We start from the raw sequence: 15240 nt of genomic DNA on the forward strand, positions 1-15240 counted from the left end.
CCCGGCCGGCGAGGGTCAGACCATGTCGGCCGCCTGCAGGGCCAGGAAGAGGTCGACGCGGTCGGCGGTGCGGGAGGTGTCGCGGCCGGTCAGCTCGCCGATCTTGGCGAGGCGGTTCCGCAGGGTGTTGACGTGCACCCGGAGGGCGGCGGCGGTGGCCTGCCAGTGCCCGTCGTGGTCCAGGAACGCGCGCAGCGTGGTCTCCAGTTCGCCGCCCCGCCTGGCGTCGTGCTCGCGTATCGGCGCGAGCACGCCGTCGGCCAGGGTGCGCAGGGCGGCGGCGTTCTGCGTTCCGAGCAGCAGCCGGTGGGGGCCGAGCTCGGCGAAGGTCCGGACGGCGGGCCCGGCGCCGCCGCGCCGCAGGGTGCGGCAGACCTCGCGCGACCTGATGAGCGGTTCGCGCAGCCCCGCCGGCCCCCGGGCCGTCCCGCCGAGGCCCACGACGGCGCGGTGGCCGGGGAACCGCTTCCCCACGGCGGCGGCGAGGCGCTCGGCGAGGGGCGCCGCCTCCCGCTCGCCGTGCCGCCACGACAGGACCGCCACCACGTCCTGCGACCCGGCCGCCACCACGACCGGGACGCCGGCGGCGACGAAGAACTCGCCGATCACCTCCGCGAGTCCGGGCAGGGTGGCCTCCGGGCCCGCGAACGCCGCCGTCCACACCGCGAGCGGCCCCTCGGGGTCGACGCCGAACGCGCGCAGCCGGCCGGGGACCTCGGCGTCGCGGCTGCCGCCCGACAGCACCATCTCCAGCAGCTCGCTGGCGAACCGCAGCTCGATCGCCTGCACGGCCTGCTGCTTGGCGACCTCCAGGCTGAGGAAGCGCGCCGCCTGGTCCAGCGCGTCCTGCTCGACGCGGGTCAGCTCGCTCACCGGGCGCAGGCAGATCAGCGCCGCGTCCACGTCGCCGACCGCGCCGACCAGGTACAGCGCGGCCCGTCCGGCGGGGCCGAGGTCGAGTTCCAGGGGCGGCGGACGGCGGGTCAGCCCCGTGGCGACCGTGTGGAGCTGGGCGGCGTCCGGCTCCGTCCCCGCCGAGGCCAGCAGGCGGCCCATCCGGTCGACGACCGCGAGCGGCAGCTCGTGGTCGCGGCGCAGCACCCGCAGGACACCGGACGCGCCCGCGCCCCGCGAGATCGCCGTGGCCAGCGCGTCCCCCCGGCGCACCATGCCGACCAGCGCGCCCTGGCGCTCCTCGGTGTAGCGGGTGGCGACCGCCTCGGAGATCGCGGTGAACGGCACCGCCGCCGCGATCTCCAGCAGGGGCACGCCCGCGTCGCGGCAGGCGGCGACCAGGTCCTCCGGCGTGGTGGGACGTTCCGGGCGCAGGCCGAACACGATGCCCGCCGCCTGGGCCCGCTGGACGTTGGCGACGAACCCGGCGGCCGCGATCCGGTCGTCCCACAGGCCGTTGGTCAGCACCAGCTCGCGCCGCCGCACGTAGCCCGAGGGGTCGGGCAGCTCGGTGTTGTGGACCCAGGCGACCGGCTCCTCCAGGGCCCCCCGCGGGCCCGGAACCAGGACCGTGAGGCCCAGCGACTCGTCTTCCAGCAGGGACGTCAGCGTGAACACCCTGTGAATCTATCCAGCCAACCCGGTCAATGATAGAGGTTTCTCTACTTCTGGACGAGAAGGCGCGGTGCTTTGGTGTGCTGTACGTCACGGACGGAGGAACCTATGTCCAGCAACGAATACGCACACCAGAGTCGCGCCGCCGAACCGGTTCGATTGGAAGAGCCGGTCCGCTTCGACGAACACGGAATTGAGCCCATCCCGGCCTCCGCCCGCGACTCCACGCCGTGGCAGCAGTTCTGGATCTGGTGCGGGGCCAACATCGCGCCGATCAACTGGGTGCTCGGGGCGCTGGGCGTCACGCTCGGCCTGAGCCTGGTGGAGACCCTGGTGGTCGTCACCCTCGGCAACCTGGTGGGCTGCGCGGTCTTCGGGCTGTTCAACGTGATCGGCCACCGGACCGGCGTCAACCAGATGGTCCTCGGCCGCGGGCCGTTCGGCCGGCGCGGCGCCCTCGTCCCCGGCCTGGTGCAGGGGCTGCTGACCATGGGCTGGGTCGGCGTCAACACCTGGGTGGTGCTGGACCTGGTGATCGAGGTCCTCGCCCAGGCGGGGGTGCACGGCGGCGCCGGGCTGCGCTACCTGGTGGCCGGGCTCATCATGGCCGCCCAGCTCGTCCTGGCCCTCTACGGCTTCTACGCGATCCGCACGTTCGAGAAGTACACCGTCCCGGCCACCGTGCTGGTCATGGTGGTCATGACCGGACTCGCCCTCGGACAGGCCGACCTCCACTGGACCGCCGCCACCGCCACCACCACGGGCGACAAGTTCACCGCCGTGACCCAGCTGCTCACCGCCATCGGCATCGGCTGGGGCATCAGCTGGCTGCCCTACTCCGCCGACTACAGCCGCTTCGTGCGCCCCCGGGCCTCGGACCGGTCGGTGTTCTGGTCCACCGCGCTCGGAATGTACGTCCCCACCGTGTGGCTGGCCGCGCTCGGCGCCTGCCTGGCCAGCGCGGGCGACGGCGGCGACCCGTCCAGCCTGGTGACCGGCGCGTTCGGGGTGATGGCCGTGCCGGTCCTGCTGCTGATCATGCACGGTCCGGTGGCGACCAACATCCTGAACCTGTACTCGTGCTCGCTCGCCGCGCTGTCGGTCGGCATCCGGGTCGCCCGCTGGAAGGTGACGCTGGTGGCCGGAACGGTGGCGTCCCTGGTGCTGGTGGTGTTCCTGCACGCCGGCAGCTTCGCCCAGGCGTTCGACCACTGGATGGCGTCCATCCTGGTGTGGATCAGCCCCTGGGCGGCCATCGTCCTGGTGGACTTCTTCGTCCTGCGGCGCGGCCGGATCGACGTGGCCGCCCTGTACCGGGACGGCGGCGCGAACCCCCGGGCGCTGGTCAGCCTGGCGCTCGGGCTGCTGGCCGCATGGGCATGGCAGTTCGGCACGGTGCCCGCACTGCAGGGCCCGATCGCGCGGACGCTGGGGCACACCGACTTCTCGTGGCTCTCGGGCGGCCTGGTCGCGGGCGGGCTGTACTACGCGCTGGCGCGCCGGGCCCACCGGAAGGGCCCCGAGGCCGCCCCGGTCGAGAAGGTCTCCTAACCGAGAGCCCGCGCCCTCCACGGTGAAGCCGCCGACGCCGACGCGCCGGCGGCTTCACCGTGTGCGTCCGCCCATGTGCGGACCGCCGAGATCGACGCATCCCCAAAGGGCCAACCCTGTTTCCTGCGCGACAGGTCGGCGCATGGCGGACCGCCGGGACTGGGAATGATGCAGGCGACCTCGCTCGTGGAAATATCGCTCACTTGGCCCTAAAATCGAACATATGATCGAGTGAGCGAGAAGGAGGCTCTTCGAGCAGGGACCGGCCCGGGTCGCCCGCCGGGGCCGGCAGGACCTTCGACGTAAGGCGGACATGCCGATGGCGTTCTCCCCCGAGGTGCTCCCAGCCGCCGTCCAAGCGATCAGCAGCGCCCCCTCCCGCCAGCATCCCGTCGTCATGATCACTTGCGCCCCCGACGGGCGGCCCCGGGTCTGCGTGCCGGACTGGGGGGAACTCCTCGTCCTCGACGACCGGCACCTGCGCGTGGCGGTCTGGCCGTCCGCCCCCACCGCGGCCGACCTGGACCGCGGCACGCCCGTCCTGTTGATCGTCACCGCCCTGTCCGAGGCCTACCTCGTCCACGCCACGGCCCGCCGCCTGGAGAACGCCGCCATGGTGTGGGCCCACTACGAACTCACGATCACCTCGGCGCTCCCGGCCGACCGGGGCACCGCGCCGCGCCTGCCCTCCGCCCGGGACGCCGAGGACACCACGGAGTACCTGACGCAGCGTCCCCCGAGGCGGGCCAGAACCCGCCACCGCCACCCCGCCCAACGCTCTCCCTGGGCCCGTCCTCCGGAGCCCGAGGGAAAGGCGGATCACCGACGCACCGAGCGCGCCCGCCCATGACCGGATGACGACCGGCGGCCGCGGCGCCCGCGCCGCGGCCGCCGCCGACGGCCCCGTCCGCACGGAGGTCAGGCGAGATTGGAGGTTCGGGAGTCCCAGTAGGGGGCGCGGAGCTGACGTTTCAGGGTCTTGCCCGAGGGGTTGCGCGGGATCTCGGTGAGCCGGTCGAAGCCTCTCGGGGTCTTGTAGGCGGCCAGATGCCCCCGGCAGAAGTCGCGGAGTTCGTCGTCGGTGGCGGCGCCGTCCGGAGCCAGGACGATGGCGGCGTGCACGGACTCGCCCCACTCGTCGGACGGGACGCCGAACACGGCCGCGTCGGCCACCGCCGGGTGGGCGGTGAGGACGGCCTCGATCTCGGCCGGGTAGATGTTCACGCCGCCCGAGATGATCATGTCGGTGCGGCGGTCGCAGATGTAGTAGAAACCCTCCTCGTCGCGGTAGGCGATGTCGCCGACGGTCAGCCATTCGCCGCGGCTGGCGTCCTGGAACTTGCCCTCGGCCTTGTAGTAGGCGTTGAAGGTGCCGGTGCCGCGCACGTAGAGGTCGCCCGGCACGTGCGGTGCCTCGATGGGACCGCCGTCCTCACCGAACAGCGCGATCTCGACGCCGGGGGCGGCGCGGCCGCAGCTTCCGGGCTTGCGCATCTGGTCCTCGGGGCGCAGGACGGTGTCCACGCCGAGTTCCGTGGAGCCGTACACCTCGAACAGGGAGCCGTCGCCGATCCGGTCGACGTACCGGCGCTTGAGCTCGAAGGGCCACGGGGCGGCGTTGGCGACGACGCGCCGCAGCGAGGTGAGGTCCCTGCGGCGGATCGCCTCCTCCGGCAGGTCCACCACGCGGCGGATCGGGGTCGGCGCGGAGAACGTGGTCGTCACCCGGTGCCGTTCGACCAGGTCCAGCCAGCGTTCGGGGTCGAAGTCGCGCATCACGACCACGGTCCCGCCCATGAGCTGGACGATGAGCATGAAGCTCATCGGGCCCGAGTGGTAGAGCGGGCCCGTGGTGAGGTAGACGTCGCCGGGTTCGAAGCCGATCTCGCCGACCAGCCCGAGGATCAGGGCCGGGTCGGGCTCGCCCCGCACGACGCCCTTCGGCCTGCCGGTCGTCCCGGAGGTGTAGAACATCGAGGTGCCCGCCGCCGGGTCGGCGCCGCGGGCGAGGGGTTCGGTGTCGGGGCTCCGTCCGGCCAGGGCGTCGAGCGAGGAGGCCCAGTCCGGCGGCGCGGAGCCCCAGGCCAGCCAGGCGCGGACGCCGGCCGCCTGGTCGCGGGCCGCCCGGAGCTGCGGAGCCTGCTCGGCGTCGAACACCACCAGCGCGGCGTCGGCGTTCTCGACGACGTAGGTCGTCTCCTCCGGCGTGAGGCGGTAGTTCAGCGGGACGCCGATGGCCCCGCACTTGCGCAGGGCCGAGATCAGCGCGACGACCTCGGTACTGTTGCGGCCGCACCACACGACCTTGGTGCCGGCCCGGACGCCGTGCTCGACCAGCAGGTTGGCGTACCGGTTCACCAGGGCGTTGAACTCGGGGTAGGTCAGGCGCCGGTCGTCCTCGACGACCGCGATCTTCGAGGGGGCGGCGGCGGCCATCGCGGCCAGCGGGTCTTCGGCGGGCATGGTGATCGACCTCCTGCGGGGGTTCACATGGGCCGGTGCGCCAGGGCGCGCTCCAGCCGCTCCTGGGCGCGGGCCGCCTGCCGGGCGCGGTAGGCGATCGGCATGTAGCGGACGCGTTCGGGCAGCAGCGGCGTGCCGCGCCCGATGACCTGCCCGGCCAGGCGCAGCCTGCGTTCGTCCGCCGCGGTCCACCGCAGGCCGAGCTTGTCGCGCGCCTCCGCCGGAAGCGTGCCGATCGTGATCAGCCGTCCGAGCCGTCCGGCGGCCATGCTCAGGGGGGCGACGGCCGGACGCAGCGGCCCCGGCACGTTGGGCGGCACCCGGCCCATCTGCGCGAGCACCTCGTGCGCCACCTTGTGGGGGACGAGGGTGTCGGCCACCATGTCGTCGAAATAGGCCCAGTAATCGGCGATGCTCTCGGGCAGCATTCTCTCGGGCACTTGCAGGATCCTCCCGAGCTGGAGGAACTCGTCGAAGATCTGCTGTTCCTCCTCCGGGGTCAGCGGGGCGGGCGCGAAGTACTCGGCCGCGGTGACGGCGGCGTAGAAGCCGGTGAGGTGGACCCACGCCCACGGCTCGGCCGACAGCGCGTGGTGGCGCCGCCCCTCCTCGTCGACGGCGCTGAGCGGCTTGTGCATCTCGCGCAGCCGCCGGCCCTCCTCGATGGCGGTGCGCCCGCCGTAGACCCAGGTCTGCACCGAGGCGAAGCTGCGCGCGGCGCGGCCGAGGGGGTCGGTGCGGAAGCTCGACAGCCGGTCGACCACCGTGCCGATCGCCGGGTGCATCACCTGGAGGATGAAAACGCTGTTGCCCGCGATCGCCGAGGTGTAGAGCCCCATCTGCTCCCACAGCAGCGAACCGGGCCCGAACGGCGCCGGCTCGCCGCGGCGCTCCCGCTCGGCCGGTGGACTCGCGGGCGTCCCATCGGTCACCGTCATCGGCGCGACCTCCTGACGAAACGACTCCTGTAAGCTAAACGCGAATAAGGAGTCGCTTACAAGTCGCGTTTCGGAGGGAACCGCCGGTGGCGCGCTCACCTGGGCTTTCACCGCGCAGGACGCCCTCCCAGGACCGCTCGCGCCGCACCGTCGAGCGGATCCTGGAGGCCGCCACTCGCGTTCTGTCCGAGCACGGGTACGACGGCGCCTCCACCAACCGGATCGCCAAGGCGGCTGGCGTCGGCAACGGTTCGCTCTACCAGTACTTCCCCAACAAGGACGCGATCGTCATCGCGGTGCTCGACCGCTTCGCCGACCGCCTCGCCGACCGGCTCGGCGCGGAGATCGAGGCCACGATGCGCCTGCCGTGGCAGGAGGCAGGGCGCGCGCTGCTGGACGTCCAGATCCGGCTGTTCGAGCAGAACGCCGACCTGCTGCGCATCGTCGTCGAGCAGGTGCCGCGGCTCGGGCCGTTCGACAAGCTCGCGGCGCTGCAGCGGCGGCTGACCGACCTGGTGCGCGTCTACCTCCTGCTCAACCGCGCCGAGTTCCGGGACGACCTCGACATCGACGCCACGCTGTGGATCATCACCGAGACCGTCGGCCTGCTGTCCATCAAGTACGTCCTGGACCGGCCGCCCATCCCGCACGAGCGGATGGTGGACGAGCTCGCCGAGCTCGTCATCGGCTACATCCGCGGCTGACCGTCCCCGGCGGGCGGCACGGCGGCGCCGCTCACGGCCATGGTTGCGGCGGTTGTGGCAGGGCAGGGCACGCCCGTGAGCACGAGCGCACTGATCGTCATCGACATGCTGAACCCCTACGACCACCAGGACGCGGACGCGTTGGTCGAGAGCGTTCAGGAGGTGGTCGACCCGCTGCGGCGCCTGCTGGACGAGGCCAGGGGGCGCGACGACGTGCGCGTCCTCTACGTCAACGACAACCACGGCGACTTCTCGGCCGATCGGAAGGACCTCGTCGACCGCGCCCTGAACGGGCGGCGGCCCGACCTCGTCGAGCCCATCGTCCCCGAGCCCGGCTGCGGGTTCATGTCCAAGGTCCGGCACAGCGCCTTCTACGGCACCGCGCTGGAGTACCTGCTGTCCCGCGAGAAGGTGGAGCGGGTCGTCCTCACCGGCCAGGTCACCGAGCAGTGCGTCCTCTACAGCGCGCTGGACGCCTACGTCCGGCACTTCCAGCTCAAGGTGGTCCGGGACGCGGTGGCGCACATCGACGCCGGCCTCGGCGACGCCGCGCTGCGCATGATGGAGTCGAACATGCGCGCGGAGATCGTCGACGCCGACCGGTGCTTCTGAGGGGGACGTCCCGCGACGCGTGCGGGACGTCCCCTGGCGTTCAGCGCACGTCGACGAAGTCGTCGAGGGACTTCTGGCGATCGCAGTTGGTCGTGCCGGGGAAGTAGGCCCGCCAGTAGCCGTCGCGCTCGGCCTTGAACGCCTTGCGGAAACGGCCGTCGCGGGCGGTCTTCGCCGATCCCATGTAGGCCCAGGACGCGGAGCCCTCGGGACGGAAATAGACGCGGACGGCCTTGCCCGAATATGCCGTGTAGCCGAACCCGAGGTCGGCGAGCCGCTTCAGGCGGCCGGACACGGTGATCGCGCGGCCCGCGCGCACGGGCTCGGGCGCGGCGTTGTGGTTCTGGATGGCCGTGTCGAACTTCTCGTACCAGTAGTCCTCACGACTTCCGAGGGCCTTGCCCTTCCTGTCGTAGGCGATGACCCGGACGCGCCATTTTCCGAGGTCCTCCACCTGGTTGGGGCACCCGACGCCCCAGCCGACCTGGCGTCCGGGCAGGACCTTCTTGTAGACCAGCGGCGACGGGGTCCGCCCGTTGGGATCGATCAGATAGGCCTTGGAGTAGGCGACCGTGGAGCCTTCGGTGCCCCACACCCACACGTCCATGGCGCAGGCCTTGTCATATTCCCCCTTTCCTACGGAGAGGTGCTTCGGCACCTTGATATGAAACTGCAGCGACTCGGCTTCGGCGGCGGTGGCGCCGCCGGCGAGCACGCCGGCGGCCAAACCGAGCGCGAGTGCGCCGGCAGCGAATCTGCGAGGCATCGGCGTACCGTCCTGTCTGATCTCGACGCAAAAGATCATGTCAGTTCTCCGGGCGCCGGCGGGCTGGTTCGGTGCGTTGGCAGGGGTGGTCGGGGCTGGAAGTTGGAGTTCGCGTACCAGAAGGTCATCGACGCCTACGGGCTCAAGGCCCGGCTAGACTTGGCTCATTTGTCGTCTTAAACGATTCGCGTCCGCGAGGGAGGGTTCGGCGCCATGACCGCGTCCCAGGCCCCGTCCACCGCCGAGGATCTGCGCGGCGCCGGCCTTCGGGTGACGGCCGCCCGCGTGGCCCTGCTGGACACCGTCCGGGCCGGCGACCACCTCGGCGTCGAGGCGCTCGCCGCGGGCGTGCGCGACCGCGTGGGCCACGTCTCCCTGCAGGCGGTGTACGAGGCGCTCCACGCGCTCACCGCGGCGGGGCTCGTCCGCCGGATCGAACCGGCCGGGAGCCCGGCCCGGTTCGAGGGGCGCGTCGGCGACAACCACCACCACCTGGTGTGCCGGAACTGCGGCGCGATCAAGGACGTCGACTGCGCCGTGGGGCACCCGCCCTGCCTGGACCCGGTGGACGACGCCGGATACCTCATCGACGAGGCCGACGTGACGTTCTGGGGCGTGTGCCCGGCGTGCCGGGCGGACGCCGGCTGACCCGGCCGCACCCGCACGGCCCCCGGAAACGGCGTCCGGGCCGGCCGCCGCGGCGACCGGCCCGGACGTCCCGGACTTCCTCGATCAGGTGAGGTCGTACCGGTCGAGGTTCATCACCTTGTCCCACGCGGCGACGAAGTCGTGGACGAACTTCTCGCCCGCGTCGTCGCTCGCGTAGACCTCCGTGACGGCGCGCAGCTCGGAGTTGGCGCCGAAGACGAGGTCGGCGCGGCTGCCGGTCCACCTGAGCTGCCCCGAGGCGTCGCGGCCCTCGAAGGTTTCGGACGTCATCGGGTCCTCGCCCGTCCCCTTCCAGACCGTGCCCATGTCGAGCAGGTTCACGAAGAAGTCGGTGGTCAGCGCCCCGGGGTTGTCGGTGAGGACGCCGAGGGAGGACCCGTCGTAGTTCGCACCGATGACGCGCAGACCGCCGACGAGGACCGTCATCTCCGGCGGGGTCAGCGTGAGCAGGTTCGCCCTGTCGACCAGGAGGAACTCGCCCGGCAGGACGTTGCCCTTCTGCAGGAAGTTGCGGAACCCGTCGTGCGTCGGCTCCATCACCTCGAAGGACTCGACGTCGGTCTCCTCCTGGGAGGCGTCGGTGCGCCCCGGCGTGAAGGGGACCTCGACGTCGTACCCGGCGGCCTTGGCGGCCTGCTCGACCCCGGCGCACCCGCCGAGCACGATCAGGTCCGCGATGGAGATCCGCTTGCCGCCGGTCTGCTCGGCGTTGAAGACCTCCTGGACCTGCTCCAGGGTGCGCAGCACGCTCCGCAGCCCGTCGGGGTTGTTGACCTCCCAGCTGCGCTGCGGCTCCAGCCGGATGCGGGCGCCGTTGGCGCCGCCGCGCTTGTCGGTGCCGCGGAACGAGGCGGCCGACGCCCACGCGGTGGTGACGAGCTGGGCGACGGACAGCCCGGAGTCCAGCAGGCGGCGCTTGAGCTCCGCGACGTCCTGCGCGTCGACGAGTTCGTGGTCCACCGCCGGGACCGGGTCCTGCCAGACCATCGTCTCGGACGGGATCTCGGGGCCGAGGTAGCGCGAGACCGGGCCCATGTCGCGGTGCGTCAGCTTGAACCAGGCGCGGGCGAACGCGTCGGCGAACTCGTCCGGGTTCTCCATGAAGCGCCGCGAGATCGGCTCGTAGATCGGGTCGAAGCGCAGCGAGAGGTCGGTCGTCAGCATCATCGGCTGGCGGTTCAGCGTGCCGTCCTCGGGGTCGGGGACGGTGTTGGCCCCCGCGCCGTCCTTCGGCCGCCACTGGTTCGCCCCGGCGGGGCTCTTGGTCAGCTCCCACTCGTACCCGAAGAGGATCTCGAAGAAGCTGTTGTCCCACTTGGTGGGCGTGGGGGTCCAGGTGACCTCGAGGCCGCTGGTGTAGGAGTCGCGGCCCTTGCCGGTGCCGTGCGTGCCCTTCCAGCCGAGCCCCATGTCCTCCATCGGGGAGCCCTCGGGCTCGGCGCCGATGCTGTCGGACGGCGCCGCGCCGTGCGTCTTGCCGAAGGTGTGACCGCCGGCGATCAGCGCGACGGTCTCCTCGTCGTTCATCGCCATGCGGCCGAACGTCTCGCGGATGTCGCGCGCCGCGGCGACCGGGTCCGGGTTGCCGTTCGGGCCCTCCGGGTTGACGTAGATGAGGCCCATCTGCACCGCGGCCAGGGGCTTCTCCAGCTCGCGCTCGCCGCTGTAGCGCTCGTCGTCGAGCCAGGCGGTCTCGGGGCCCCAGAAGACGTCCTCCTCGGCCTCCCAGGCGTCCCGGCGGCCGCCGGCGAACCCGAAGGTCTTCAGGCCCATCGTCTCCAGGGCCACGTTGCCGGCCAGGATCATCAGGTCGGCCCACGAGATCTTGCGGCCGTACTTCTTCTTGACCGGCCACAGCACGCGCCGGGCCTTGTCGAGGCTCGCGTTGTCCGGCCAGCTGTTGAGGGGCGCGAAGCGCTGCTGGCCCGCGCCGGCGCCGCCGCGGCCGTCGCTGACGCGGTAGGTGCCCGCACTGTGCCACGCCATGCGGATGATCAGCGGCCCGTAGTTGCCGAAGTCGGCCGGCCACCAGTCCTGCGAGTCCGTGAGCACGTGCGCGATGTCCTGCTTCACGGCGGCGAGGTCGAGGCTTTCGAACGCCTCGGCGTAGTTGAAGTCCTCGCCGAGCGGGTTGGCCAGGGGCGGGTTCTTGCCGAGCAGCTTCAGGTTGAGCCGTTCCGGCCACCAGCCGCGGTTGCCGCCACCCTGGGTCGGGTGGGGAGCGCGCTCGTGCGCGACCGGGCAGCCGCCACCTGCGGCGGCTTCGTTCTTCTCGGACATGTAATTCCTTCCAGGGCGACCATGGGTGAATCAGGAATTGTGGGCGGTTGAGCAGTCGGGGCAGAGGCCCCAGTAGACGACCTCGGCCTCGTCGATCAGGTAGCCGCGGTCGTCGGAGGCCGTCAGGCAGGGCGCCTCGCCCACGGCGCAGTCGACGTCGGCGATGGCTCCGCACGAACGGCAGACGACGTGGTGGTGGTTGTCCCCGATCCGCGACTCGTAGCGGGCCACGGAACCGGACGGCTGGATGCGCCGCAGCAGGCCCGCCGCCGTCAGCGCGCGCAGCGAGTCGTAGACGGCCTGGTGGGACACCTTCGGAAGTTCCTCGCGCACGGCGCCGATGACCGACTCCGTGTCGGCGTGCGGGTGCGCGTCGACCGCGCTCAGCACCGCCAGCCGCGGGCGGGTCACGCTCAGGGCGGCCGCGCGCAGCATCTCGTGGAAGTCCAAGGAGCTGGCCACGGGCCCAGACTGTCTCATTTTCTGGAATCAGTCAAGATATTGAATGAACCATGTCCAGGAAGATCGGCTTTTGCCCCGTCCCGGCCGAGAGGGGACCCCAAGCGAGCAGCCTAGATCGGGCGGCGGGGCCGGTCACGTGGCGATGTTCGCCGTAGATCGCCGCTCGTTCCGGCGAGAGTCGCCCGAGGACCGGGCCGCTCCAGGGGCCGGGGCGGGAAGCCGGCGGTCCCGCGTGCGTCTGGCGCGAAGACGGGGATCACGCGGGGCCGCCGGTGTCTCCGGCGGGAACCGTTCACCGCCCGGGGGTCCGGGGCGCAGCCGCCGGCGGCGGCCGGTCGCCTCCGCGTCCCGGGGGGCACACCGAACCCTAGAACGTTATTGGCGCTGCGGCAATAGCTTATTGGCGATCCGCCAATAAGTCGGGTGAGAACGCCCGGCTCGTCCGGGGGCACGGCCTTGGATGGGCCCTGGTCACCAGGAGGCGGTCACCAGCGGTCGAAGTGGAGGATCTCCTCCAGCGGGATCCGCGGGGCCGGGCGGAAGGTGTCGCCGGTGTAGTAGGCGGTCGGGATGAGCGCGCCCTGGCGGACGTCCTCGGGCAGGCCGAGCAGTTCGGCGACCTCCCGCTCGTACGTCAGGTGCAGGGACGTCCACGCGGTGCCGAGCCCTCGGGCCCGTGCCGCCAGGGAGTAGTTCCAGACGGCGGGCAGCAGCGATCCCCACAGCCCCGCCTGGTTGCCCTCCGGCAGCCGCCCGCCGGGCACGCGCAGGCACGGGATCACCAGGACCGGCACGTCGCCCATGCGGTCGGCCAGATAGGCGGCGCTCTCCCCGACGCGGCGCTGCACCTCGGCGCGCTCGGGGTCGTCCTGGTACTGCCCGCCGCCGGCGCCGCCCGCCTGCGCGTAGGCGGCGAACGCGCGCCGGTAGTGCTCACCGATCGCCGCGCGCACGCCGGGGTCGGTGACGACGATCCACTGCCAGCCCTGCCGGTTGCTGCCGCTCGGCGCCTGCAGAGCGATTTCCAGGCACTCGCGGACCAGCTCCAGGGGAACGGGACGGTCGAGGTCGAGGCGCTTGCGCACGGTGCGCGTCGTCGTCAGCAGCTCGTCCGGGCTCAGCGGCAGCGTGGTGCCGCCCTCGTCAGTCGTCATGCCGACCATCGTCCCCAGGCACCCCGGGGTTACCCGCTGCGGGGGCAGACCAGGTAAGCCGGAAAGGGGCGACGACCGTCCCGTGTCGAGGATCTTCAGTCGGCCGGCGCCGGCGGCAGGACGGTGCCGGTCCGCTTGAGGGTGCGCATCACCGGGCCGCTCTCCAGCGTCTGGACGGCGTCCAGAGCACTCACCTGTTCGGTCAGGTACCGGTAGAGGTGGGCGTTGTCGCGGCAGATCACCTCGGCCATGAGGTTGGTCGTGCCGGTGGTGACGCCGACGAAGGACACCTCGGGGTGGGCGGCCAGCGCTTCGGCGGCCGCCACCAGTCCTGAGGGGCGGACCGACATCCAGAGCCTGGCCTGGGCCCGGTACCCCAGGGCCCGCGGGTCGAACTCGAACTGGATCAGCAGGGCACCCGACCGGCGCAGGTGGTCCAGCCGGCGCCGGACCGTCGACTCCGACCAGCCGGTCACGGTGGCCAGGTCGGCGTGGCTGGTCCGACCGTCCGCCGCCAGCGCCTCCAGCAGGGCGCGGTCGGTGGCGTCGGCGGCGACCTGGCGTTCAGGGGCCGCGGCGTACCGGAGCCGCGCGGCCCGTTCCTCGTCCAGGGCGGCCAGCCCCGCCCAGCCGCTGGGGAGGGCGAACCCCCGCAGGAGCGAGTGCGCGCTCATCGCCAGCACCTTGCTCGTTCGTGGCAGCTTGTCCAGGAGCGACGCCTCGCCGTCCTCCAGGCGGGCCTGGGTGAAACAGGAGATCTCGGTGCCTCCGGAGAGCAGGTGGACGTAGAAGGTGTCGGGTCGGCGGGCCAGCGCGGCGCCCAGTGCGTTCGAGGCGTCCGGGGTCGTGCGCAGCCGGATGGTCCACGAGGTGTGGCCGAGCCGCGCGCCGTCGACGCCGCCCACCACACGGATCGCCCCACTCGACCGCAGCTTCCGGTAGCGCCGGGCGACCGTCTGCTCGGACGTCCCCAGCACCTCGGCGATCCGGCTGAAGGGAGCTCTGCCGTCCAGTTGAAGGGCGTGCACCAAGCCACGATCGACGGAATCCACCGCCACAAGCTATCGCGATGGAGGAGTCCGCCGGATTTCAGCCCCGAGCTGGCGCCGCACTGCTCATCGAAACGAGCCTTGACCCGCCACGACAGCGACCGGAGGAGACAGAGACGATGATTCTTGTGACCGGGGCCACCGGAAACGTCGGGGGGCAGGTCATCGCCCGGCTTGTGGAACGCGGGATCCGGGCGCGGGCGGTGACGCGCGACCCCGGGTCGGCGCGCCTTCCCGAGGCCGCCGAGGTGGTGCGCGGAGACCTCGCCGACCCGGAGGGCCTGCGGCCGTGCCTGGACGGCGTGGACGCGGTCTTCCTCATGTGGCCGTTCCATGACGCTCGGCCCATGACGGCGATCCTGGAGGTGATCGAGCAGCATGCCCGGCGCGTGGTGCTGCTGTCGTCGGGCGCCGTGCAGGACGGGCTCGCCCCTGACCGGCACACCGATCCCGTGGGCCGTTCGCACGCCGAGGTCGAGCGCCTCCTCCGGCGGTCCGGCCTGGCCTGGACCGTCCTGCGGCCGAGCACGTTCGCCGCCAACGCGCTGTGGTGGGCCGGCCAGATCCGCGCTGGTGACACGGTCGCCGGACCGTTCGGAGCGGTGCGGATGGCGATGCTGCACGAGGCCGACATCGCCGCCGTCGCGGTGGCCGCGCTGACCGAGGACGGGCACGACCAGGAGTGCCATCGGCTGACCGGCCCCGAGCTGCTGACCCAGGCCGAGCAGGTCCACATCATCGGCCGGGCCCTCGGCCGGCCGCTGCGGTGGCGGGAACTGTCCCGCGAGCAGGCCAGGCGGCGGCTGCTGGACGACGCGTCCTTCCCCGACTCCTTCGTGGACGTCCTGCTCGACGGCTACGCCAAGATGCTCGACGCTCCCGCGCCGGCCCTCACCCGGACCGTGGAGACGGTGACCGGCACTCCGGCGCGCACCTTCCACCAGTGGGTGCTCGACCACGCTGAACACTTCTCCCGGCGGTAGCCCCGAGCCGACGACGCAGAACCGCGACCACGCACCGCCG

Annotated in this window: 14 protein-coding genes; 6 read left to right on the plus strand and 8 right to left on the minus strand. The window is 72.1% G+C overall.

Annotated elements, in window-relative coordinates:
- Window positions 1-15: 15 nt before the first annotated feature.
- Window positions 16-1572 (minus strand): PucR family transcriptional regulator, encoded by a 1557-nt coding sequence (locus CHC11_RS01650; RefSeq protein WP_089309752.1) that lies wholly within the window; start codon window positions 1570-1572, stop codon window positions 16-18.
- A 105-nt stretch (window positions 1573-1677) separates the two neighbouring features.
- On the opposite strand from CHC11_RS01650, the gene CHC11_RS01655 reads away from it, so the two are divergent.
- Both CHC11_RS01655 and CHC11_RS01660 read left to right on the plus strand, forming a co-directional pair.
- Window positions 1678-3120, plus strand: a complete 1443-nt coding sequence (locus tag CHC11_RS01655; protein WP_089309753.1) for a purine-cytosine permease family protein — start codon at window positions 1678-1680, stop codon at window positions 3118-3120.
- 313 nt (window positions 3121-3433) lie between these two features.
- Window positions 3434-3970, plus strand: coding sequence for a hypothetical protein (locus tag CHC11_RS01660; protein ID WP_089309754.1), 537 nt, complete (start codon window positions 3434-3436; stop codon window positions 3968-3970).
- A 68-nt stretch (window positions 3971-4038) separates the two neighbouring features.
- Here CHC11_RS01660 and CHC11_RS01665 read toward each other — a convergent pair whose 3' ends face one another.
- Both CHC11_RS01665 and CHC11_RS01670 read right to left on the minus strand, forming a co-directional pair.
- Window positions 4039-5583, minus strand: a complete 1545-nt coding sequence (locus CHC11_RS01665; RefSeq protein WP_089309755.1) for an AMP-binding protein — start codon at window positions 5581-5583, stop codon at window positions 4039-4041.
- Between the two features lie 23 nt (window positions 5584-5606).
- Entirely contained in the window at window positions 5607-6521 is a 915-nt protein-coding gene (locus tag CHC11_RS01670) for an oxygenase MpaB family protein (RefSeq protein WP_089309756.1), read from the minus strand.
- Window positions 6522-6607: 86 nt separating this feature from the next.
- Between CHC11_RS01670 and CHC11_RS01675 the strand changes: the two genes are divergently transcribed.
- Window positions 6608-7225, plus strand: a complete 618-nt coding sequence (locus CHC11_RS01675; protein WP_179278634.1) for a TetR/AcrR family transcriptional regulator — start codon at window positions 6608-6610, stop codon at window positions 7223-7225.
- Window positions 7226-7300: 75 nt separating this feature from the next.
- Window positions 7301-7837 (plus strand): cysteine hydrolase family protein, encoded by a 537-nt coding sequence (locus tag CHC11_RS01680; protein WP_089309758.1) that lies wholly within the window; start codon window positions 7301-7303, stop codon window positions 7835-7837.
- A 40-nt stretch (window positions 7838-7877) separates the two neighbouring features.
- Here CHC11_RS01680 and CHC11_RS01685 read toward each other — a convergent pair whose 3' ends face one another.
- The gene (locus tag CHC11_RS01685) at window positions 7878-8603 is read right to left on the minus strand and encodes a hypothetical protein (protein WP_089309759.1); all 726 of its coding nucleotides are present in this window, start codon (window positions 8601-8603) and stop codon (window positions 7878-7880) included.
- Between the two features lie 213 nt (window positions 8604-8816).
- On the opposite strand from CHC11_RS01685, the gene CHC11_RS01690 reads away from it, so the two are divergent.
- Window positions 8817-9251, plus strand: coding sequence for a Fur family transcriptional regulator (locus CHC11_RS01690; RefSeq protein ID WP_089309760.1), 435 nt, complete (start codon window positions 8817-8819; stop codon window positions 9249-9251).
- An 84-nt stretch (window positions 9252-9335) separates the two neighbouring features.
- Here CHC11_RS01690 and katG read toward each other — a convergent pair whose 3' ends face one another.
- The 4 genes from katG to CHC11_RS01710 form a co-directional block, all read right to left on the minus strand.
- A complete protein-coding gene (gene katG / locus CHC11_RS01695) occupies window positions 9336-11552 on the minus strand; it encodes a catalase/peroxidase HPI (protein WP_089309761.1) in 2217 nt (738 codons plus the stop codon).
- Window positions 11553-11582: 30 nt separating this feature from the next.
- The gene (locus CHC11_RS01700; protein ID WP_218825927.1) at window positions 11583-11987 is read right to left on the minus strand and encodes a Fur family transcriptional regulator; all 405 of its coding nucleotides are present in this window, start codon (window positions 11985-11987) and stop codon (window positions 11583-11585) included.
- Between the two features lie 512 nt (window positions 11988-12499).
- Window positions 12500-13168 carry a nitroreductase family protein gene (locus tag CHC11_RS01705; protein WP_089310264.1) on the minus strand — a complete coding sequence of 223 codons (669 nt, stop codon included), beginning with the start codon at window positions 13166-13168 and terminating at the stop codon, window positions 12500-12502.
- 95 nt (window positions 13169-13263) lie between these two features.
- Window positions 13264-14226, minus strand: a complete 963-nt coding sequence (locus CHC11_RS01710; RefSeq protein WP_089309763.1) for an AsnC family transcriptional regulator — start codon at window positions 14224-14226, stop codon at window positions 13264-13266.
- A 110-nt stretch (window positions 14227-14336) separates the two neighbouring features.
- On the opposite strand from CHC11_RS01710, the gene CHC11_RS01715 reads away from it, so the two are divergent.
- Window positions 14337-15200 (plus strand): NAD(P)H-binding protein, encoded by an 864-nt coding sequence (locus CHC11_RS01715; RefSeq protein ID WP_089309764.1) that lies wholly within the window; start codon window positions 14337-14339, stop codon window positions 15198-15200.
- Window positions 15201-15240 lie beyond the last annotated feature (40 nt).

This window comes from Actinomadura mexicana (genome assembly GCF_900188105.1).
Classification (GTDB): domain Bacteria; phylum Actinomycetota; class Actinomycetes; order Streptosporangiales; family Streptosporangiaceae; genus Spirillospora; species Spirillospora mexicana.